The sequence below is a fragment of the Modestobacter sp. VKM Ac-2983 genome (assembly GCF_026967885.1).
Taxonomy (GTDB): domain Bacteria; phylum Actinomycetota; class Actinomycetes; order Mycobacteriales; family Geodermatophilaceae; genus Modestobacter.
Window position 1 is genome coordinate 121,138 of sequence record NZ_JAPVBK010000002.1, and the last position, 20,289, is coordinate 141,426.

14 protein-coding genes are annotated in these 20,289 nt (G+C 74.8%); 8 read left to right on the forward strand and 6 right to left on the reverse strand.

From position 1 onward, the window contains the following. Positions 1–4 precede the first annotated feature (4 nt). From O2W18_RS07050 to O2W18_RS07060, 3 genes are all read right to left on the reverse strand, one after another. Complete coding sequence (locus tag O2W18_RS07050; protein ID WP_269186838.1) at positions 5–5,818, reverse strand: DUF4011 domain-containing protein; 5,814 nt, start codon at positions 5,816–5,818, stop codon at positions 5–7. A 141-nt stretch (positions 5,819–5,959) separates the two neighbouring features. Then, on the reverse strand, positions 5,960–6,124 hold the full coding sequence (locus tag O2W18_RS07055; protein ID WP_269173490.1) for a hypothetical protein: 165 nt from the start codon (positions 6,122–6,124) through the stop codon (positions 5,960–5,962). Positions 6,125–6,152: 28 nt separating this feature from the next. Continuing rightward, positions 6,153–7,430 (reverse strand): hypothetical protein, encoded by a 1,278-nt coding sequence (locus O2W18_RS07060; RefSeq protein ID WP_269186839.1) that lies wholly within the window; start codon positions 7,428–7,430, stop codon positions 6,153–6,155. Between the two features lie 230 nt (positions 7,431–7,660). Here O2W18_RS07060 and O2W18_RS07065 point away from each other — a divergent pair, with 230 nt between their 5' ends. The 3 genes from O2W18_RS07065 (at position 7,661) to O2W18_RS07075 (ending at position 9,533) form a co-directional block, all read left to right on the forward strand. Further along, the gene (locus O2W18_RS07065; protein WP_269186840.1) at positions 7,661–8,785 is read left to right on the forward strand and encodes a thermonuclease family protein; all 1,125 of its coding nucleotides are present in this window, start codon (positions 7,661–7,663) and stop codon (positions 8,783–8,785) included. Positions 8,786–8,958: 173 nt separating this feature from the next. After that, the gene (locus tag O2W18_RS07070; protein ID WP_269186841.1) at positions 8,959–9,165 is read left to right on the forward strand and encodes a CopG family transcriptional regulator; all 207 of its coding nucleotides are present in this window, start codon (positions 8,959–8,961) and stop codon (positions 9,163–9,165) included. Next, positions 9,162–9,533 carry a type II toxin-antitoxin system death-on-curing family toxin gene (locus tag O2W18_RS07075; protein WP_269186842.1) on the forward strand — a complete coding sequence of 124 codons (372 nt, stop codon included), beginning with the start codon at positions 9,162–9,164 and terminating at the stop codon, positions 9,531–9,533. Before O2W18_RS07070 ends, O2W18_RS07075 begins: the two co-directional genes overlap by 4 nt. Positions 9,534–9,625: 92 nt before the next feature. Here the strand turns inward: O2W18_RS07075 and O2W18_RS07080 are convergent, their stop codons facing one another. Continuing rightward, positions 9,626–11,041 carry an ADP-ribosylglycohydrolase family protein gene (locus tag O2W18_RS07080; RefSeq protein ID WP_269186843.1) on the reverse strand — a complete coding sequence of 472 codons (1,416 nt, stop codon included), beginning with the start codon at positions 11,039–11,041 and terminating at the stop codon, positions 9,626–9,628. A 71-nt stretch (positions 11,042–11,112) separates the two neighbouring features. On the opposite strand from O2W18_RS07080, the gene O2W18_RS07085 reads away from it, so the two are divergent. Then, entirely contained in the window at positions 11,113–12,243 is a 1,131-nt protein-coding gene (locus O2W18_RS07085; protein WP_269186844.1) for an NUDIX hydrolase, read from the forward strand. A 23-nt stretch (positions 12,244–12,266) separates the two neighbouring features. On the opposite strand, the gene O2W18_RS07090 is transcribed toward O2W18_RS07085, so the two are convergent. After that, the gene (locus O2W18_RS07090; RefSeq protein WP_269186845.1) at positions 12,267–16,835 is read right to left on the reverse strand and encodes a cation-translocating P-type ATPase; all 4,569 of its coding nucleotides are present in this window, start codon (positions 16,833–16,835) and stop codon (positions 12,267–12,269) included. Between the two features lie 301 nt (positions 16,836–17,136). Next, positions 17,137–17,700, reverse strand: a complete 564-nt coding sequence (locus O2W18_RS07095; RefSeq protein WP_269186846.1) for a DUF6328 family protein — start codon at positions 17,698–17,700, stop codon at positions 17,137–17,139. Here O2W18_RS07095 and O2W18_RS07100 point away from each other — a divergent pair. From O2W18_RS07100 to O2W18_RS07115, 4 genes are all read left to right on the forward strand, one after another. Then, complete coding sequence (locus O2W18_RS07100) at positions 17,591–17,860, forward strand: type II toxin-antitoxin system Phd/YefM family antitoxin (protein ID WP_269186847.1); 270 nt, start codon at positions 17,591–17,593, stop codon at positions 17,858–17,860. The two genes, O2W18_RS07095 and O2W18_RS07100, sit on opposite strands and share 110 nt — an antisense overlap. Next, positions 17,860–18,291, forward strand: a complete 432-nt coding sequence (locus tag O2W18_RS07105) for a type II toxin-antitoxin system VapC family toxin (RefSeq protein WP_269186848.1) — start codon at positions 17,860–17,862, stop codon at positions 18,289–18,291. The genes O2W18_RS07100 and O2W18_RS07105 overlap by 1 nt, the downstream gene beginning before the upstream one ends. 165 nt (positions 18,292–18,456) lie before the next feature. Then, a complete protein-coding gene (locus O2W18_RS07110; protein ID WP_269186849.1) occupies positions 18,457–18,996 on the forward strand; it encodes a hypothetical protein in 540 nt (179 codons plus the stop codon). After that, the gene (locus O2W18_RS07115; protein WP_269186850.1) at positions 18,993–20,288 is read left to right on the forward strand and encodes an exonuclease domain-containing protein; all 1,296 of its coding nucleotides are present in this window, start codon (positions 18,993–18,995) and stop codon (positions 20,286–20,288) included. Before O2W18_RS07110 ends, O2W18_RS07115 begins: the two co-directional genes overlap by 4 nt. The last annotated feature ends 1 nt before the right edge of the window (position 20,289 follow it).

Below are 20,289 nucleotides of genomic sequence, written 5' to 3' on the forward strand. Positions count from 1 at the left end.
CGGGTCAGCGGGCGCCGGGCATCAGCAGACCGGATGGTGCGGTCGTCAGCCGGCCGGCGGATGTCGCCGTTGCCAGCGCCGAATCGAGGACGGCGACCTGGGCCAGGGTGCGGCGGCGGTAGCCGAACACCTCCAGTGTCTGGGCGAACAGCTCGTCCCTGGTCATCCCGGCGCTCGCCCGGCACAGTGCGACCATCGCGTTGCCGATCTCCTCCGGCGTCACCTGCTCCATCGGTCGGGTCGCCTCCGGATCACGGCGGAACCCGGTCCACGTCGCCCGGTCCAGCTGCGCCGGCCAGACGACGTCGCCCACCCGCGCTGCCGCGGGCACCAGCGCGGCCAGCGCATCTCGGCGCGCCTGGGCCACCCGACCCAGCCCGAACGCCCCCGCGGTCAGCCGGGTCAGCCGGTCGAGGTGGATCGGGCCCTCCGCCTCGGCCCCGGCCTCCAGCACCGCCCGCACCCGCTCGGCCACCCGCCGGTTCGTCAACTGGTCGAGCAGGCTGCGCTCGCCCGCCGGCTCCGGCGTCCACGGCACGAACGGCTCCTCGCCGTCCAGCACCGCCGCAGGGACCTCGACCTCCGAAGGAGCAACCGGGGGCGGCTCAACCGCCGGAACGGGAAGCGGCTCCGGCACAGAAGGAGCGACCGGGGTCTGGGCGGCGGCGACCAACCGCTCCACCACCGCCTCCCTGTCGGCGAGCCACGCAGGCAGCCATACCCGCTCCACCGCCGGCCAGCGCAGCATCTCGCCCAGCACCTCCACCGGTAGCCCGTCGCGGTCACCGACCGTCCGCCGCCGCGCCCACGCCGGGCCGTCGAGCAGCACCGCCAGCACCGGCACGTCCGGCGCCGAGGCCAGCGACACGGCCAGGTCTACCTTGAACTCCGACAGCCCCACATCGGTCCGCACGACCAGCCCACGAGCACGCAGCGCTGCGGCGACGGAGTCCCGGTGCCGGTCGGGCAGCGAGGCGAACCGCGCGTCCTGCGGCAGCGCATCGGTGCCGTGCGCCGCCAGGTCCAGGTACGCGCGCAGGTGCTTGATCCCCACCGACGACGTCTGCTCCGCCCGTAGGTCGGCCGGGTCGAAGGAGGAGAAGACGACGACCTGCCGCCGGGCGCGGGTGATCGCCACGTTCAGCCGGCGCTCACCACCCACCTTGTTCAGCGGGCCGAAGTTCAGCGGCAGCTGGCCCCGGTCGTTGGCGCTGAACGCGGTCGAGAAGAGCACGGCGTCGCGCTCGTCGCCCTGCACGTTCTCCAGGTTCTTGACGAACAGGCCTTCGCCGTCGGTGCGGTCCAGCGCCTCGACCAGTCGCTCGTCACCGGCGTCCCGCAGCAGTGCATCGATCAGCGCCCGCTGCTGGGCGTTGAACGTCACGACGCCGATCGAGGGCGGCTCGTCGGGGGAGAGCGCGAAGCGCCGGCGGATCTCCGCGACGATCGCCTCCGCCTCGACCGGGTTGGTGCGCAGCAGCTTGCCCGCGCCCGAGCGGTGGAACGTGCCGTCTACCCGTACCAACGAGACACCCCGGCCGTCCGGGGCCGAGGAGGCCGGCCCGTGCACCGGCGCCGGGAAGGAGGACAGTCGGTTCTCGTAGTACTGGCCGTTGCTGAACGCGATCAGCGACTCGTCCTGGCTTCGGTAGTGCCAGGACAGCCACTGCCGTGGCACCCGCGCCTGCACGCACTCCGAGAGGATCGACTCCTCGTCCTCCACCGCAGTGGCCAGGTCCTCGGGCAGCGCGTCGTCATCGGTCGTCGGCTCGGCGAAGGACGTCGGCGGCATCTGCTTGCTGTCCCCGACGACGACCGCAGCGTGCGCTCGGCCCAGGGCGCCGACCGCGTCGGCGACCCGGATCTGCGACGCCTCGTCGAAGACCACCAGGTCGAACAGGCCGGCCCGGGCCGGGAAGAAGCGGGCCACCGAGTCGGGGCTGACCAGGACGCACGGCATGACGGCGGTGACCAGCTCGCCGTACTCGGCGATCAGCCCGCGCACGCCGAGCCCGCCGCGCTGCCGGTTCAGCTCCCGCTGCAGCGCGCCGACCCGGCCCCCGCGCGCGGTGACGTCGAACGACCGCGCTGCGACGACCGATGCGGGCAGCGCTGCGGTCAGGTGCCGGCGCACCGCCCGGGACGCCGCCGAGAACCGGGTGATCGCCCGCTCGTGCACCGGCGCGTCGAAGGCGGCCAGCCCGGTGGCCTCCTCCCGCTCGGTCATCGCGGCGCCGGCCAGCCCGAGCTCGAAGGAGCGGACGGCGTCGTCGGCCGGCACCGCGCCGGTCAGCAGCGTCCACCGGGCCTCGGCCAGCCCGGCAGCACGCAGCGGCTCCAGGGCGGCGACCAGGTCCAGCCATCGGCGCAGCGACGGCACTCCGGGAGATGCGACTGCCCGTTCGGCGCGGGTCGCCTGCCACCGGGCGAACAGCCCGTCGGTGCCCGCCCACACCGCGAGCTGCTCGGGCGTCGACCGGCAGACGGTCAGCAGCTGCTGCACCGCCTCCTGCGCGCGGCGGACCGCCGCCGCGGCGGACGGGTTGGTCGCCGGCCCCTGGGCGAGCAGCGCGCGCAGCGCCCCGGGGAAGCCGTCGCCGCCCTCGACCACCGCACCGGCCAGCCGGAGCCAGTCGACCTCCCGGTCGACCAGGCCCGGATCGGTCAGTGGATTCCACGTCGCCGGGACCTGCAACCCGGGGATCGCGGCGGCGCGGGCGGCCAGCGCCCGCGCCGCCGTCTGCGCGGCGAGCAGGGACGACGCCAGCGCCGGCACCGCCTTCGGCGCCACCTCGCCGGTCAGCGCCGGAGCCAGTTGGTCGCGGACGGCGATCAGCCGCTTCTTGCGACCGAAGAAGCCCGACTGCGCGGCGGCCTGCCCGGCGGCAGCGATCTCCGCCAGCGGCAGGTCCAGCGCGGCCGGTGTCGCCACGTCCAGGCCCGGGTGTTGCGCCGTCCGGAAGGCGGCGACGTCGGCCGACAGCGCGGCCGTCTCGCTCCGCCAGCAGGCCGACCGGGTCTCGTCCAGCACCGCCAGGTCGACCGGCGGACCGTCCAGCACCCGGGCCAGCCCGGCCAGATCGGCCGGGGTGCACACGGCGGCCAGCACCGGCGCCAGCCGCGCCGACCCCAGCAGCTCGGCGACGGTGGCATCGACCGCAGCAGCGGCGGACGCGGCGGCCGGCACGTCGACGTCGGCGACGTCCACGAACCCCCACGGGTGGCCCGGCCGCGGCCGGGCCAGGTCGGCGACGTCCGGCAGCCCGGCCAGTGCGCGCCGCACCGCCGCGACGTCGTCGGCCGTCAGCCCACCGACCGCAGCCGGCGAGACGGGCAGCGGCGGCACCGAGTCGCCGACGCTCAGCGCGCCGGTGTGCGCGCTGTACAGCGACAGGCCGGCGGCGTTCGGCTCGTGCAGCCGGGTGGCGTACCGGGCCAGCGAGCGCCGGGCCGAGCGGAGGTCCTCCCCGTCGGCGGCCAGGCCCTGCTCGTCGACCTGCACCGCGTGCTCCAGCGCCGCGCGGATCTGCGCCCGCACCACGGCCGGCCGGCTGCCCTTGTCGTGCAGGTCGAGGGCGAACGGACCCATCCCGACGGCGTCCAGCCGCCGGGCGACGACGTCCAGCGCGGCGCGCTTCTCGGCGACGAACAGCACCCGCTTGCCATCGGCGACCGCCCGGGCCAGCAGGTTGGTGATGGTCTGCGACTTGCCCGTCCCCGGCGGGCCCTCGAGCACGAACGTCCGGCCGGCGGCGGCCTCGGCGACCGCGGTCAGCTGCGAGGCGTCCGCCGGCACCGGCACGGCGGCTGCGAGCTCGTCGAGGTCGACCGAGCCGTCCGCGGCGACCGGGTCGTCGAACGGGTCGGTGGGGGAGTGCACCAGGTGGGCGACCAGCGGGTTCTCGCTCAGCGTCGCCCAGTGCTCGTCGAGGTCCTTCCACAGCCGGAACTTCGCGAACGCCAGGATCGCCAGGTCCGCGGTCGGCTCGACCCGGTAGGGCAGCCCCTGCTCGGCCAGCGCGACCCGCATCGCCTGCAGCGCGGCGTCCAGGTCGATCCCGGCGCCGTCCTCGGTCGGTTCGGCCAGACCGGGGACGCTCAGCCCGTGCAGCTGGCGGAGCTTCTCCAGCAGGCAGTAGTTGGGCGTGCTGGTGCCCGACTCGTCCACGGTCAGCCGGTAGGCGCCGGACCGCGAATGGGCCTTCAGCACGACCGGCACCAGGATCAGCGGTGAGCGCAGCAGGCGGCCGTCCAGCTCCCAGGCGAGGCTGCCCAGCGCCAGGTACAGGTTGTTGGCGCCGGTCTCCTCCAGCACCGTCTTCGCCTTGTAGGCCAGCGCCCGCATCCGGGTCAGGTACGAGGCCTCCGGGACGTCGACGTACAGCCCCCGGCGGTCCAGCAGCAGCTCGGCCAGCTGGTCCTGCGGCAGCTCCCGGGCCGAGCGCAGCCCTCGCTCGCGCTGGACGGCGGCCAGCTGGTCGCTGGGCAGCAGGGTCAGCGCCGTCCCGCCGTTGACCAGGTCCTCCAACGCGCCCAAGTGCGCGTCGGGCACGGTCAACGCGATCCCGGCGCGCGGCGTGTAGTTGATCAGCCGGTTGCGGAGGCTCAGGTCCAGCAGCGCGTTCTTCCACTGCGCGATCCGCGGCGGGGCGACCTCCCGGGCCTCGTGCTCCGCCGCCGTCCCGGTGTCGGCCGGGCGTGCTGGGGTGCTGTGCACGGCCGGCCGGTACTCGACCACCTGCACGGTGCCGTCGGCGTCCCGGGTGCGGGCCGGCAGTGGGAGGACGCCGTCGCGCCGGGCGCGGTAGACGTCGACGACGCCGATGACCCGGTCGAGGTCGCCGGTGAGCCAGGCGGCGTACGGCGGGCGGTGCAGCTCGTCGAAAACGACCGGCTCGGTGCGGGTGGTGAGCATCGTGGTCTCCACCAGCCGGATCAGCCCGAGGTCGACCAGGTTCACCAGGCTGGCGACGTCGGTGGTCGCCGAGCTCTGCGCCGACAGCTCCTCGCGCCAGTAGCCGAGGAAGGCGTGCCCCTCGACCAGCCACAGCAGCGGCCGGATGCCGGCCTGCTCCAGCGCGGCCGCCAGGACGACGACCAGGTCCAGGCAGGTGCCGATCCGCTCGTCGAGCACCTCGCCGGGCGTGCGCACCTTCTGCCCGACGTCGGCCCAGCTGGCCGGTGGCTCGCTGTAGCGGACGGCGCGGGCCTGCACGGCGGTGCAGATCGCGGCGGCGATGGCGTCCACCCGCTCGGGGCCGGACTGGTAGCCCTGGATCGACGGGCTGCCGGTCTCCGTGCCCAGCACGTCGGCGGCCTCGGCGACCAGCGCGCTGATCGTCGGGTGGTTCGGCTGCACGTGGGCGGCGAGCATCTCCATCGCCAGCTCCAGCGGAGTGGCCAGCCACTGCGCCGCGGCCAGGAGCTGCACCGGGACGCGCGCCCGACCGAGCACCTCGCCGTCCTTCTCGACCATGACCGACAGCCAGCCGGGACGGCGCTCCTCGACCTGCAGCATCGCCGCCGGGTCCAGCCGCAGTCCGACGTCGGTGAGGACCGTGGTGTGGCCGGGGTCGATGTCGGCGAACAGCTCGACGGCCTCGCCGATCGGGCCCGCTGCGTCCCGGATGCCCACGTGCACGCTGGCGTGCCGCACCGGCTCGTCGTGCCCGGTGAGCACCAGCTGGGAGACCACGGCGATGCCGTTGTGCGCGAGCGCGTAGCTGAGCACGGGGACCGCGGTGACCTCGACGGTGACCCGCGGCCCCGGTGCCGCCCCGTCGATGGACGTCGGCTGGAGGTCCGCGGGGTCAGTCATGCGCCCTGTCTACCGGCCGGCAGCGACGACTCTGGGTCACGCCGTGACGGTTGTGGCAGCTGGGGCGTCAGCGGACGAAGTCGATACGTCTCACTGCGGCGGTGACGGCCACGGCGTGCTCACGCCAGGGCCGGCGCCGCGCTACTGCAGGACGGTGAGCACGAACGGGATGAGGAGCGCTGACAAGGCCACCATGAACAGGCTTCCGGCGACCGACAGGGCGATGTAGTTGTCGGGGGCGCGCCAGGCGACCAGTCCGCCGGCGATGGCGGAGACGAGCAGTACTCCGAGCAGGAACCAGATCATCGGTACGTCTCTTCTCCAGGGTCTGCGGTCACGGGGCGTCGACGGGCGTGGCCAGCGGCGCCCGAGTGTGGGTCATCAGCTCGATGAGCTCCCGCACGGCTGCCCGCGTGCCGGCGATGTCGTCGGCGACCGGGCTGAGCCCGGCGCGCTCGCCCCCCACCGACGTGGCGATGGTCAGGTCGTCGACGACCAGCGCGGAGCGTTCGAACCTCTCCAGCTCGGCCAGCTGAGCCAGCTCCCGGGACAGCTGCGCGGCCTGCTCGCGGTGCCGGATCAGCGCGTCGGCGCGCTGGCCCAGCCGCTCGGCGGCTGCGTCCAGCGCCGTCCACTGCTGCTGCCAGATCACCCTCGCCGGCCCGGTCGGCATCGCCCCGAGTTGGGTGCGGGCGTCGTGGATGCGCAGCGCCAGGTCGATGACGGCGTCGACCTCGTGGTCGCCGTCGAACGCCGCGCGGGTGGCGTCGAGTGCCGGAGAGGACCAGGACGGTTCCCGCAGCGTCTCCTCCCAGGCCCGGCAGGCCGCACCGGCCACCCGCGCCTCGATCCAGTCGGCCTCGGCCAGCTCGGTCTCCGGCCCGGTGAGAGCGAGCCGGCGGCGCTCGACGGCAGCCTCACCCGTGAGCCCCAGCAGCGTCAGCAACAGGATGGCGAACAGGACGCCGACGGGCGCAACGAACGTCTGCAGCCCGACGAAGACGCCCACCGCCAGCGCCCACTGGCTCCACGGCGGGACGCGCCGCCACGCGTCGCCGGCGTCCTGCAGCGCCCCGGCCGGTGCGGGCCATGTCCTGCGCTCGATCCGGTTCCCTCCGTGCGGGTAACGGGTGTTCCACAGCGCCTCGTGCGGCAGCACCCGGGTCCGGCTCTTCGGGTTGCCGACGTCGTTCTCAGCAGCTCGATGGGACAGCCGGAGGAGGGCTGTCCGCAGCTCGGGATCGTTCATGGTCAGGAGAGCGATGACCTGGTCGTCGGTGTGCACGGCGACGCCCTCCGACGTCCGGGAGACCTTGCGGACGTCGCCGCGCGGGATGGCAAGAGCATGCGGACTGTGGCGGTGTCCCGGCCTGGCCAGCCGCAGGAGTTCGGTGAAGTGCTGACGGGGACGGGCCTGCCCGAAGAGCAGGGCTCCGGACGTGATCGCCAGTGCGCCGCTCGACGTCCCCGCCCACCGGGCCCGGAACACCCCGTCGATGACGTCGCCCGGGGGCAGTGCTGCGGCCATCGCCTCGACGTCGGTCTTGAGCGGCCGCTTTGTCCACGGACGCCGCAACGCTGCCCGCCACAACAGCTCAGCCGCCTGCTCCACCGGGCCTCCTCCTGACCGCGCGGGTGGGTCCCGCTCGCTCCTGCGGCGAAGACGACCACGGGCCACTGACGGGAACCGGGGCCGCCGCAGCGCCGCTCACCGGTTCGGGGGACACCGCTCGTTGCCGCTACTCCTTCCGGGGGTGGCTCGGACCTGGCCGACATCCAGTGGCCGACCGACTCCCTAGCGTGCCCGTCGGTGACGCCTGTTGCCTGGCCGTCGGAGGAAGCATGCAGAGCCTGTTCGCTGTCGTAGGGGCCCACAAGATCGCTGCGGTGGTGGCCGCCGGAGCCCTGGTGGTCGGGGCAGGAGCCGTCCACGAGGCAGTGAGCGGACCCGTCACCGCGACGGTGGCCAAGGTGGTGGACGGCGACACCATCGACGTCCGGTACGACGGCGAGACCCGCCGGGTGCGACTGCTCAACGTGGACACCCCGGAGTCGGTGGACCCGAGCAAGCCGGTCGAGTGCCTCGCCCCCGAGGCGACCCAGTACCTGAAGGGCCGCCTCCCCGTCGGGACCGAGGTGCGGCTCGAGCACGACGAGGAGAAGTACGACCGGTACGACCGCGAACTGGCCGCGGTCTTCCTCGGCGACGACCTGGTGAACGCCGACATCGCCCGGCAGGGCCTGCGCGTGGCGGTGGTGGTCGGGACGAACACGCAGTTCTACCCGCCCGTGCGCCAGGCGCATGACGAGGCGCGGCAGGCGGGTCGAGGGCTCTATGCCGCCGACGTGACGTGCACCGTCCCCGCACAGGTGGCCGCCCTCGAGCAGACGGCGGCCGACACGGTCGCCGAGCAGCCCGCCGCCCCGGCCGAGCTGACCGCGTTCGATTCCCACTCCGGTGAGCTGGTCGCTGCGCTGACCGCGGCGCGGGCACTCGCCGCTGTCCTGGACGGGGACCCGCGCGCCTTCCCACTGCTGCCGTTCGCCGGCCGGGGGCTGAGCAGTGTGCAGAGCCGGGTGGAGCACGTCCGCACCGACCTGAACGCCGCCGTCACGGACAACGACTCGGCTCGGGCGGCCGAGCAGCAGCGGCAGGAGGACGAGGCCCGGCGAGCCGCGGAGGAGGCCGAGCGCCTGGCCGCGGAGGAGGCGGCGCGTCAGGCTGCGGAGGAGGCTGCACGGCAGGCCGCTGAGCAGGAGGCCGCGCGGAAGGCAGCCGAGGACGCCGCGGCGGCGCAAGCCCGCTCGCAGTCGTCCGGCTCGTCGTCCCGCACCTCAACAAGCGCACCGAGGACGGCAGCTCCGCCGCCGACGTCCGGCAACTCCGGCCCGAGTGGCTACACCGGCTGCCGGAGCTACGCGCCGGGCGGCAAGAGCTGGACGCCGATGCCGTGCCCGGGCTCCTGATCCACGCGAAGGATCGCGATCCGCGGCCGGGCAACCGTGCACTCCGCGTGCCCAGCGGACGCTCGCGTGCAGCGGAGCTGGCGACGACGCCAGCCCGGACCCCGACGCCTCGCCGATCGGCGCGGCGGCATCTCGTATGCCCCTTGGCGGTATCACTTCGGTACCATCGAACGATGGCCATGACCCTGCGGACCGACGACGAACTCGAGCGTGCACTCACCGCGCTCGCGGAGGCGGAGGGCACCTCGCGCCAGGAGATCGTCCGGCGCGCCGTCCTGGAGCGGTACGAGCGAAGCGGCCACGCCGCTCGCGTTCAGGAGAGCTCGGGCCGCCTGATCGAGAAGTGGGGCGACGTGCTCGACCGGCTGGGCACGGTGTGAGCCAGGTCGAGCACCTCGAGCTGGACGACCTCCTGGCTCTCGTCCGGGCGCTGGACACCGGCCCGGTGCGGGATGTGGGCCTGCTGGACTCCGCGGCTGCGCGGCCCCGGGCGACGGCTTTCGGAGAGCCGGCCTACCCGACGTTGTCGCTGCAGGCCGCCGCGCTCCTCCACTCACTGGTGGGCAACCATGCGCTCGTCGACGGGAACAAGCGACTGGGCTGGTTGGCCACAGTCGTCTTCCTCGACCTCAACGCCCACGAACCGGAGCTCAGCGACGATGCCACCTTCCAGCTGGTCATGGATGTGGCGGCCGGCTCGGCCGAGGTCGAGGAGATCGCCGAGCGACTTCGGGTCAGGTCGCGCTGACCTGCCGCGGATGCCGGGCATGACGAGCGGGTCACCAGAGGGGCAGTTCCCACCTCGACCTTCGTCGCTCGTAGCCAGGCCGGTCGGCTGACTCAGCCATTCGCTGCGCCGGTCGACCGGGGCAGGCGGTGCAGCGCGGCGGTGAAGCTGTCGTTCCACAGTCCGAGGTGCGGCCACGCGTCCTGCACCCTGGCCTTCGCCTCCGCGGCCGACAGGCCCTCCGTCCGGCGCAGCCACGCCCGCAGCACCAGCCCGGTGCGGGACGCCCCGCCGTGGCAGTGCACCAGCACCGGCCGGCCCTCGGCGCGTAGCGCCGCGATGTCGTCGAGGACGTCGGCCAGCACGGCGTCCAGCTCGCTGTTCGCGTCGTCGTCGGTCAGGTACGCGTACCGCTGCACGTCGTGCCCGAACGGCTCGCCGGTCCGGCACAGCGAGACGACGGCGAAGTCAGGAGAGCTGCTCCGCGCACCGTCCAGGTCGGCGGCCCACACGCCGGGCAGCACCTCGCGCGGCTCGATCCGAGCGCTGCGGGCCGCCACGTACCGATTGGTCGGGCTGCCGTCCAGGGTCATGGCGAGCGCGTGCAGGTCGGCCAGGTCCCAGCGCTTGTCCGCGTAGCCGGGCACCCGGCCGTGGACGACGGAGGTCCACCGCATCGGGATGCCGGCGATGCCGAACACCGCACCGGCCAGCCCGCCGGCGACGGCGGCGACCGTGTCGGTGTCGCCACCGAGGTCGATGACCAGCCGCATCACCCCGGCGAAGTCGCCGCCTTTGCGCAGTGCCCACACCGCGGAGCCGAGTGTCGGCCACACCGCGCCGTTGCTCTCGGTCGCCTGGTCCGGCGTCCAGTCCGGTGCCAGCACGGTCGCCCAACGGTCGCGGTGCTCGGGCGCCACGAACTCCAGGGTCGCGGGGATCGCCGCCAGCGGGTCGCCGCCGTCCAGCGCCACCCGCACCAGCTCGTGGAAGACCGCGCAGCCCTCACCGGCCGACGGATCGCCGTGGGTGAGGGCGGAGATCCGCCGGGCGGCGTCCATGGTGGCCTTGGTCCCGGCCCGGGCGAACCAGATCGCGGCCGGCGTCGTCCGCATCAGCGAGCCGTTGCCGGCCGCGTGCCCGGAGCGGGCGAAGTGCTCAGCCGCGGCGACGTCCCACGGTCGACCGGAACCGAGGACGGCGCGGGTCTGCTTCCCGGCGTCCGGCGGGTCGGCGCGCAGCCAGGTGCGGAACCGGTCGAAGAGGTCGGCCTCGTCCAGACCGCCCCGCTCGACCAGGGACGCCGCCACGAGCAGCGCCATCTGGGTGTCGTCGGTGAACTCGCCCGGCTCCCGGTCCACCGATCCGCCGCCGCACATCTCGGTGGCGACCCCACGGGCGTCGATGGGGAAGCGGGCGGAGAACTGGCCGGCCGGGCCGAATTCGAACGGCGCGCCGAGGGCATCGCCGACGGCGGAACCGATCAGCGCACCGGCGACACGGTGGTCGCGGGGCATGGGCTGGGTCATCAGGCCTCCATCCAGGTCGCACGCCTGCAACCGCGTACGAGTCAGCCGCACACACGCCCTACGGTCAACGGGTGAGTGACCAGGGTGAGCAGAACCGTTCGTCGGCGGGCCACCGACGCCCGTCCGTCGCGGTGGACACCGCCGTCCTGACGGTGGACGTGCGCAACGGCGCCCTCGGCGTCGTCCAGCACCAGCGCCGCGGGGAGTGGGCGCTGCCCGGCACCTTCCTGCACGAGGGGGAGACGCTGGCCGACGCCGTCCTCCGCTCGCTGGCGGCGGAGGTGGGCCTCCGCGGGTCGCGCCCGCAGCAGCTGCACGTCTTCGAGGACCCCGAGCGCGACGACCGGGGCTGGGTCCTCTCCGTCGCGCACGTCGTTCTGCTGCTCGCCGAGGACGTCGACCCGGTGGTGACCAGCCGCGACGACGTCCGGGTGGTGCCCGTGGACGACGCAGTCGGGCAGCCGTTCGACCACGACGTGATCGTGCGCCTGGCCGTCGACCGGGTGCGGCAGGACTACGCACTGCAGCCCGACCCCGCCGGCCTGCTCGGCGAGTCGTTCACGCTCAAGGGCTTGCAGACGCTGCACGGCGCGGTGGCGCCACAACCCGGGCCGGGGGAGGGCCGACCGTCCATCGACACGTTCCGGCGCTACATGGTCGGCAAGGGGCTCATCCAGCCCACCGGGGAGTTCGCCCGCAAGGACCGGCCGAGCGCCATGGGCAAGCCCGCCGAGCTCTACCGCCGCGCCGGGGAGACCCGGGACGTGACGGACGTCCTCGGCATCCGCCCGGTGCGCAAGGAGCGGAACCGGGCCGACCGGCCGGTGGACGACGTGGGTCCGGCCCGGACCTTCAGCGAGCTGGGCGCGCACAACGTGGCGCCGGCGATCCAGCGACTCGTGGACGAGGTCGGCGCCCAGGTGCCGCTGACGCTCACGGTGATGCCGCACTACGTGGCCGTGCGGCCGGTGGGGGAGGAGCGGGTCGCTGCCTACGCCAGGCCGCAGACGCTCTCCGTCGGACTCGACCCGGACGACGCCGTGGCGGTCACCGACGACCACCCGGACTTCCGGCTCGAACGCACGTCAGCGGCGACGCATCACGTGCACGTGCCCGCTGCAGCCCTGCACGAGCCGGCGCACCGGCAGGCGGCCCGCGCGGCGCTGGAGCAGGCACTGGCCCGCATCACCGGTGCGCACTGAGCCTCGGGAACCCGCCGGGCGACTCACGCCCGGTGGCGCCACCGGGCGATGACGCCCGGGACCAGTTCGGCGCCCGCGGCACCGACGGCGGCCGACCCGAGCACCACCGACCACGACACTGGGTCCAGCGGCGTACAGCCGAAGAACCGGCTCACCCCGGGGGTCTGCACGATCCCCACGAGGACGGCGAGCGAGCCGGCCACGGTGACCAGGACCAACGGGCTGCGCCGGCCCGACCACGCGGTCTGCGCCAGCTGGGTGGTGATCAGCGCGGCCAGACCCATCGTGCTGGCCCGGCCGGGCAGCGGCCCGGTCAACCGGCCGACTACCCAGGCGCCGGTGGCGCCGACCGTCGTCGCCGCTCCCCGGACCAGCACCATGTGCCGGACCGCGTCGGTGAACCCGCGGTGGGGACCGGCCCGCAGCACGGCGGCGAGCGGGTGCTCGGCGAGCGGGCCGTCGTCGTCCCCGGCCGGGACGTGCCGCGGCGCGGCGACCGCGACGGCCAGCGCCGGGAACATGTCGGTGAGCAGGTTGACGAGCAACAGCTGGCGAGTGCCCAGCGGCGCCCGCCCCCCGACGGCGGTGCCGAGCACGGTGAACGCCACCTCGCCGGCGTTGCCGCCGACGAGGATCGACACCGCGTCGCGAACGCGGGACCACATCGCCCGGCCCTCGGCGATCGCGTCGACCAGCCGGGTGAGGTCCAGGTCGGTGAGCACCAGATCGGCAGCGGCGCGGGCGGCCGGCGACTCCGCGCCCTCGACCCCGACGCCGACGTCGGCCAGCCGGATCGCCGCGGCGTCGTTCACCCCGTCGCCGGTCATCGCGAGCGTCGCCCCGGCCCGGCGCAGCGCGGCCACCAGGGTGACCTTCTGCTCGGGCGAGAGCCGGGCGAAGACGGCTGTCTCGCGGACGATCCGGGCCCGCTCGGTGTCCGATGCCCGGGCCAGCTGAGCGCCGGTGACCACTCGGTCGGCGTCGGGGACGCCGGCCTCGGCGGCGATGGCGCTGGCGGTCCCCGGGTGATCACCGGTGGCGACCACCACCCGGACGCCGGCGGCCCGTAGCTGCTCCACGGCTCGCACCGAGGACTCGCGCAGTGTGTCGGCCAGCCCGATGAACCCGCGCAAGGTCAGCCGGTCGGCCGCCTCGTCGAGGTCATCGGGCAGGCCGTCGACCGCGCGGTCGGCGACGGCGAGCACCCGCAGCCCGTCGCCGGCCAGCTGCCGGACGCGGTCGCGCACCTGCGGGTCGTCGGCGCAGCGGCGGAGCACCACCTCGGGGGCGCCCTTGACCACGAGCCGGCCGTCCCGGACGGCGGCGGAGAAGCCACGGCCCGCGGTGAAGGCCAGCGCCTCGTCCGGCGCGCCGTCGTGGCCCAGGCCGCGCTCGGTGGCGGCCGCCACGACCGCGCGGTCGGTCTCGTGCGCCCGGTCGTCGCCGTTGCCCATGCCCGCGGCGGCCAGCCGGAGCAGCTCCGGTTCGGCGGCCTCGTCGTCGGAACCGTCGGTACCGCCGTCCGGACCGACGGGGACGAGCCGCGCGACGCGCAGGCGGTTCTCCGTCAGCGTGCCGGTCTTGTCGAAGCAGACGGTGTCGACGCGGCCGAGCGCCTCCAGCACCCGGGCGCTGCGCACCACCGCACCACGCCGGGACAGCCGCCGGGCCGCGGCCTGCTGGGCGACCGTGGCGACCAGCGGCAGCCCCTCGGGAACCGCGGCCACCGCGATCGCCACCCCTGCGGCCACCGACTCGCGGAGCGGGCGGCGCCACAGCAACCCCAGCGCGGTGACGGCCGCGCCACCGGCGAGGGTGAGCGGCAGGACGGCGCGGGTGAGCTCGGCCAGCCTGGCCTGCACGCCGGCCGGCGGGGCCGCGCCCCCGGCGGCGCGCGCGGCCCGGCCGGCCTGCGTGGCCTGACCGACGGCGACGACGACGGCCCTGCCGCGGCCGGCCACCACCGTGGTCCCGTCGAAGAGCATGCAGCTGCGGTCGGCGACCTCGGCCCCCGGAGTCGGGGCCACCGACTTGGCGACCGACAGCGACTCGCCGGTGAGCCCGGATTCGTCGACCTCCAGGTCCTCGACCTCGAGCAGCCGGGCGTCGGCGGCGACGACGTCGCCGGGTTCGGCGAGGACGACGTCGCCGACGCGCAACGCGGTCGCGGGCACCTCCTCACTCCCGCCGTCGGTCTCCCGGCGTGCGCAGTGGCCCTGGTCGAGCAGCAGCGCTTCCAGGGCGGTCTCGGCGCGCAGCCGCTGCAGGCCGCTGACGACGGCGTTGATCCCGGTGACGCTGCCGACCAGGAACGCGTCGGTGGCCTCACCGAGGACCGCGGTCGCCGCCGCGCCGGTGGCCAAGACCGGAGTCAGCGGATCGGCGAGCTCGGCGGAGACCGTGCGGGCGAACCGGGCCGGTATCCGGACCGCGGGCACCTCGGCCACCCGGCGGGCTGCGGCGGGCACGCGGCCGGGCCGGTGCTCGGGCTCCCTGGGCAGGTCGGCCAGGCGGCGCAGGACCTCATCGGGCTCCAGCGCGTGCCAGGGGGTGTGCGCGGTCGGTGCCGGGACAGGGCGGCCGGCGGCACGCACGGCGACCCAGCTCCCGGTGGTCATCGTCGTGACGGTCGCCCACTTGCCCGGCGTCGTGGCCCGGCGCTGGCCGTAGCGGGCGCTGCCGACAGCGGCGAGCAGGCCGCCGAGGACGTTGCCGGTCAGCGCGGTGCCGGCCGCGCGCCGGCTGACCGCCTTCGCATCGGGAACGGCGGCGACGATGCGGCAGGCGTCGGCCAGCCCGGGAGCGGTGACCAGGTCGGCACCCCAGGCCGGGCCCCGGCCCGCGAGAACCGGGGCCACCGCGATGTCGGAGGCCAGCAGTGCCGGGCCGTCCGCCGCGGACACCAGCAGGACGCCGCGCCCGTCGGACTGCAGCCGCCGGACCGTGTCGACCAGGCCTTCCTCGGCGGAGGTCACGTCGTCGGCCAGGCCGGCGATCTCCCGCGTGCCGACGTGCTGGGAGAGGACGAGCCGGAGGCCGGCGTCGGCGGCGGTGGTGAGCAGCGACTCGGCGTGCGGGTCGAGCTCGGGGGCGACCATGGCGGTGCCGACCCGGCGGCGGCCCTTCAGGAGCGAGCGGACCTCGCCGCCCGGTGCGTCGGATGGCGTACGTGGTGGGCCGAGCCGGAGCCGGCCGGTGCCGTTCCCTGCAGCAGCGCCGGCATCGGCGTCGTCGTCGGCGAGCAGGCGGGCGGCGGCCGACCAGACGTCGGCGTCGTCCCATCCATCGGCCTCGGCAGTGGCCTCCACGACCGTCGGCGGTCCGGTGCACAGCGTCCGGCCATCGACGACGACGGTGTCGATACGGTCGAGCCGGCGGTAGGCCGAGCCGTCCATCGGAAGGATGCCGCGGCGGGACAGCAGGAGGTCCAGGACGGCGGCGAAGGACTCCCGGCCCTGGACGGCGGCCTTCGGCGTGAGGGCCTTGAGCAGGTCGGCGGAGCGGCCGGGGCGGCGGGTGAGCGAGACCAGACCGAGGGCCGCAGCGAGTTCGGTGGGCGCCAGTCGTTCGCGGTAGGTCTCGATCGGGCCGGCCGGCAAGGATCCCGGTCGCGGGCCGGGCGGCTGCTCCGGCGCGGCGTCGTCGGGCTCGGGTCGGCAGAGCTCCCGCTCGCGGCGCCGCCAGACCTGGCGGCGCACGCGCATCTCCAGGGCCCGCTGGATCGCGGCGGCGGCATTGAGCGCCGGCACGGTGGGGCTCTGGGTGAGGGCGTGCAGCAGCGCGCCGGTGCCTTCGAAGACCAGGTCGGTGCCGACCGGTCCGACGCGGTCGGAGACCGCCCGCTTGAGCCACTGCTGGGTGTCCAGCAGCGCCATCAGCAGGGTGGCGTGCCGGTGCACCGCGGGGATCGGCAGCACCTTGGCGGCGGCGGCCACGCCGACGGCGGCGGTGTCGACGGCCGCGGCGAGGACGGCGGCCAGGAGCGGCTCGAGGTCGGCCGGGTGGTCCGGGCGCTGCGGGAAGACCCCCGTGGCGCCGCGGGCCTGCTCGATCTCGGTGACCACGCCGACCACGTCGTCGACGGTGACCCGGCGGGCGTCGACGGCGACCAGCACCCGGCCGACGACGTCGTTGACCGTGGCCCACTCGACGCCCTCGAGCCGCTCCAGCTGGCGGCGCAGGGCGGTGCGGGCCTCGTGAGTCCCGTCGTCGGCGGGCGCCTCGACCTCGATCTGGAGGCGGTCGCGGTCACCCCAGACCCGTCGCGTGCGGCGGGCGAGCGGCGGCTCGACCATGCCCTTCGCCGCGTCGACCAGGTCGTGCAGGTGGCCGCCGGGGAAGGGGTCGGCCCCGGTGACCAGGGTGCCGACCGCCCGGGTGCCGGAGACGGCGGCGTCCCTCGCGAGGTGGATCGAGCCGGTGGCCACGGTGGCCCCTGCTCTGGCGACCCGGGAGGTGACCGAGGCCGTCTCGCCCAGCAGGCCGGCACCGACCACCACCGGCACGGCGGCCAGCGCCGCGGCGCCGGTGGCGAGGCGCGTGGCCTCGCGCGCGGCGCTGCCGGCCCACGCGATCGGGCGGAGCGAAGCCATGGGAACCCCCGTGTGACGACGGTCACCAAACGGTACGTCGTCGGCCGGTCCTTCGTGTCGGTGTGGTTCGTGCGGCCGATCCCGGCAGTCGCGTCAGTGGGGTCCGCTACCCGACGGCGAGGCAGGTCGGAACCCGGGGCGCGGAGTGACCCATGGGGTGACTCACGGTCGGCCGTCGTCCGGATCAGCCGTTCGTCGGTGTCATGCTCCGACGGCGAGGTCCGACGGCACCGAGGAGCGGGATGTCGAACGCCCCCGCCCGGGTGCGGACCCGGTTGCTGCAGCGATCCGGGCAGACAGGTCAAGTGGCGCTGTCCTCGTTCCCGGTGGCTTTGTCCAGCGAGTTCTGCGGGTTGCGCATCCGCGTCCAGACGGGAACCACGATCCACCACCAGAGCAGCAGCGCAGCGACGGCTCCAGTGATCCACCAGGCGCGCGTCCGGCCGAAGAGCATGTCGATCACCAGGAGGATCGCGGAGGCGATCGCGACTGCGAGGACGGCCAGCCCGGCCAACGCCGACCAGTTGCTGCGCCGCAGCAAGGACTCCTTGTCCTGCTGGCGGAACAACAGCCGGTGATGCGCGGCCGGGGCGATGAGCAGCCCGGTGGCGACCGCAGCCGCCACGAGGGCCGTGAAGTAGACCTCCTGCTGGAACTCCGACGTCTGGGTTGCCGCAAAGGCAGGGCCCCTCGCTTGCCCCGCGAACGCTCCCGACCTACCTTCTGTACATGTCAGCTGTACATCCGAGGTCGTCGTGACCGAGCCGGGTGACCCGGACCTGCGCTCCGTGAGCGTCGCCGAGGCTCGCGCGCGCTTCAGCGAACTGCTCGACGCCGCCGAGGCGGGGGAGACGGTGGTGATCACCCGGCGCGGCGAGCCGGTGGCCGAGCTCCGGGGGCGCGCCCGATCACCTCGGACGGGTGCGCGTGACCTCAGCTGGCTGGCCGAGGAGGCCGCGAAGATCTCCTACAGCCCCGTCGACTCCGGCGAACTGGTCCGCGGGATGCGCGACGAGCGCTACTGATGCTCTACCTGGACACCAGCGTGCTCATCGCTCTCGTCACGGCGGAGCCGCGCAGCGCGGCGCTGCGCGACTGGGCAGAAGCCGTGGACGACGTCTTCCTGACGTCCGACTGGTCGCTGACCGAGGTGGCATCGGGCCTGTCGATCAAGCAACGCACCGGTGCGCTGACCGAGCGGGAGCGGGCGGTCGTCGAGCGGGCGCTGGCCCGGTTCCTGGCGGAGAACGTCGAGGTCGTCGGGGTCCACCGGGTCGACTACCGAACCGCCGCCCGGCTGTCGGCTCAGCCCATACCCCCGCTGCGCGCCGCGGATGCCCTGCACCTCGCCGTGGCTGACCGGCACGGCGCCGTGCTGCACACGCTGGACGACCAGCAGGCAGCCGGGGCACGGGCGCACGACATCGGCGCGGTGGTCCCGGTGCCGCGGAGCTAGCGGCCGGCGGGCCGACCGGCGGGGGTGGGATGTCGACCGCGACGCCGGTCGGCCAGCGACCGCTGGGACTGGTGAGCCCGATGGGACGACGTCGTTCCGTGGACACCGTCTCCTGTCGCTGCGCCGTGCCATGGTCCGCCTCGTTGCACCGAGAGCGGGGGACGCATGAGCGGGATCATCGTGGTCGATCAGCCGACCGACGAGCGAGTGGCCATCTGGCAGGTGAGCGTCGGTGACGGCCTCGAGTCGACGATGGCGGGCGCCTGGGTCCTCCCGGCGGACGAAGCGCGGATCGACGGGCTGGTGCGCGGACGCCTCCTGGTGACCACCGAGTCAGCCTCCGGGCGGTTCGGCGCAGGAGCCGATCCTGCGGCTCTCGCGTCGGCGATCCGCCAGGAGATCGTCGACCTGGACCGGGCCTTCGCCGGGCACCTGGCGTCGCTCCCGTCGACCCGCCGGAGCCTCGTCCGGCCGCGGTGGCCCTCCGTCCCCGACGCAGCGACTCCCGAGACCGCCGGCGACCCGCTGGCCTCGCGGGCGCTGACCCTGGCTCGCTGGATGTCCGACCTGCTGACCGCGTGGGACGAGGTGGAGCGGCAGCGGCTCACCCGGCCGTTCCTGCTGTCCTCCGGCGGTGAGACCGCCCGCGAGCACCCGCCCGGCTGGCCGGCCGCGCCGGGGACGACGCAGGAGGAGGCAGCGTGAGCGTCGCCGTGCTGGACCTGGAGACCACCGGCCTGCGCCCCGGCGTCGACCGGGTGGTCGAGGTGGGCGTCGTCCTGCTCGACGACCGCGGTGAGGTGGAGGGCGAGTTCTGCACCCTGGTCAACCCCGGCCGCGACGTCGGGCCCACCTCGGTGCACGGCATCTCCGCCCGCGACGTCGCCGATGCCCCGGCCTTCGCCGACATCGCCGGCTACCTCAGCCACCTGCTGGCCGGCCGGCTCGTCGTCGCGCACAACGCACTGTTCGACCTGCGGTTCCTGGGCCGCGAGTTCGGTCGCGCCGGCCTGCCGATCGGGCTGTCGCCGTCGCTGTGCACCATGCGCCTGGCCCCGCTGTTCTTCGGCGCGGGCACCCGCTCCCTGCAGGCGCTCTGCGACTACATGTCCATCCCGCTGGAGGCGCACGCCGCGCTGAACGACGCCCGCGCCACCGCCGAGCTGCTCATCCGGATGCTCGCCTCCGACCTCGGCACCGAACCGCTGATCGGCGCCGGCCTCGCCGTCCGGTTCGCCGCCGACGGCGGCTACGAGGGCTTCGAACCGCTCGACGCCGTCTGGGCCGATCTCGTCGCCCGAGCGGTCGAACCCGGCCCGTGCGCGCCCTGCAATCCCTGCCCCTCGGTGCCCCGGGACGCGGCCACCGCGCTGTCCCGCCGACGGGACGGCTACCTCGGCGGGCTCGTCGCGGCCCTGCCCGCACTGGACGGCGCCCCGCCGAGCATGGCGCCGTACCTCACCGTGCTGGACGAGGCGCTCGAGGACCGGCTGGTCAGCATCACCGAGGCCGACCAGCTGTTCTCCCTCGCCGCCGAGCTCGGCTGCGGGGCGGACCACGTGCGGGCCGCGCACCGCCTCTACCTGGACGCGCTGGCCACCACGGCGCTGGCCGACGACGTCGTCACCGACGCCGAGCTGACCGACCTGCGGCGGGTCGCCGAGCTGCTGGGCATGGAGAGCCGGGACGTCGACGTCGCGCTGACCATGGTCCGCTCCGGCGCGAAGGTCTCCCTGCCTCGCCGGCCCGGGTTGTTCTCTGCGGGGGACAAGGTCGTGTTCACCGGTGAGATGTCCCGCAGCCGCGCCGACCTCGAGCAGGCCGCCCGGGACGCCGGGCTGGAGCCGATGTCCTCGGTGTCCGGCAAGACCAGCCTGCTGGTGTGCGCCGACCCGGACTCCCAGTCGGGCAAGGCTCGGAAGGCCCGCAGCCTCGGGGTGCGGGTGATCGGGGAGGCGGTCTTCTGGGAGTCGCTGTCCCTGGCGGGCGCCCGGTGAG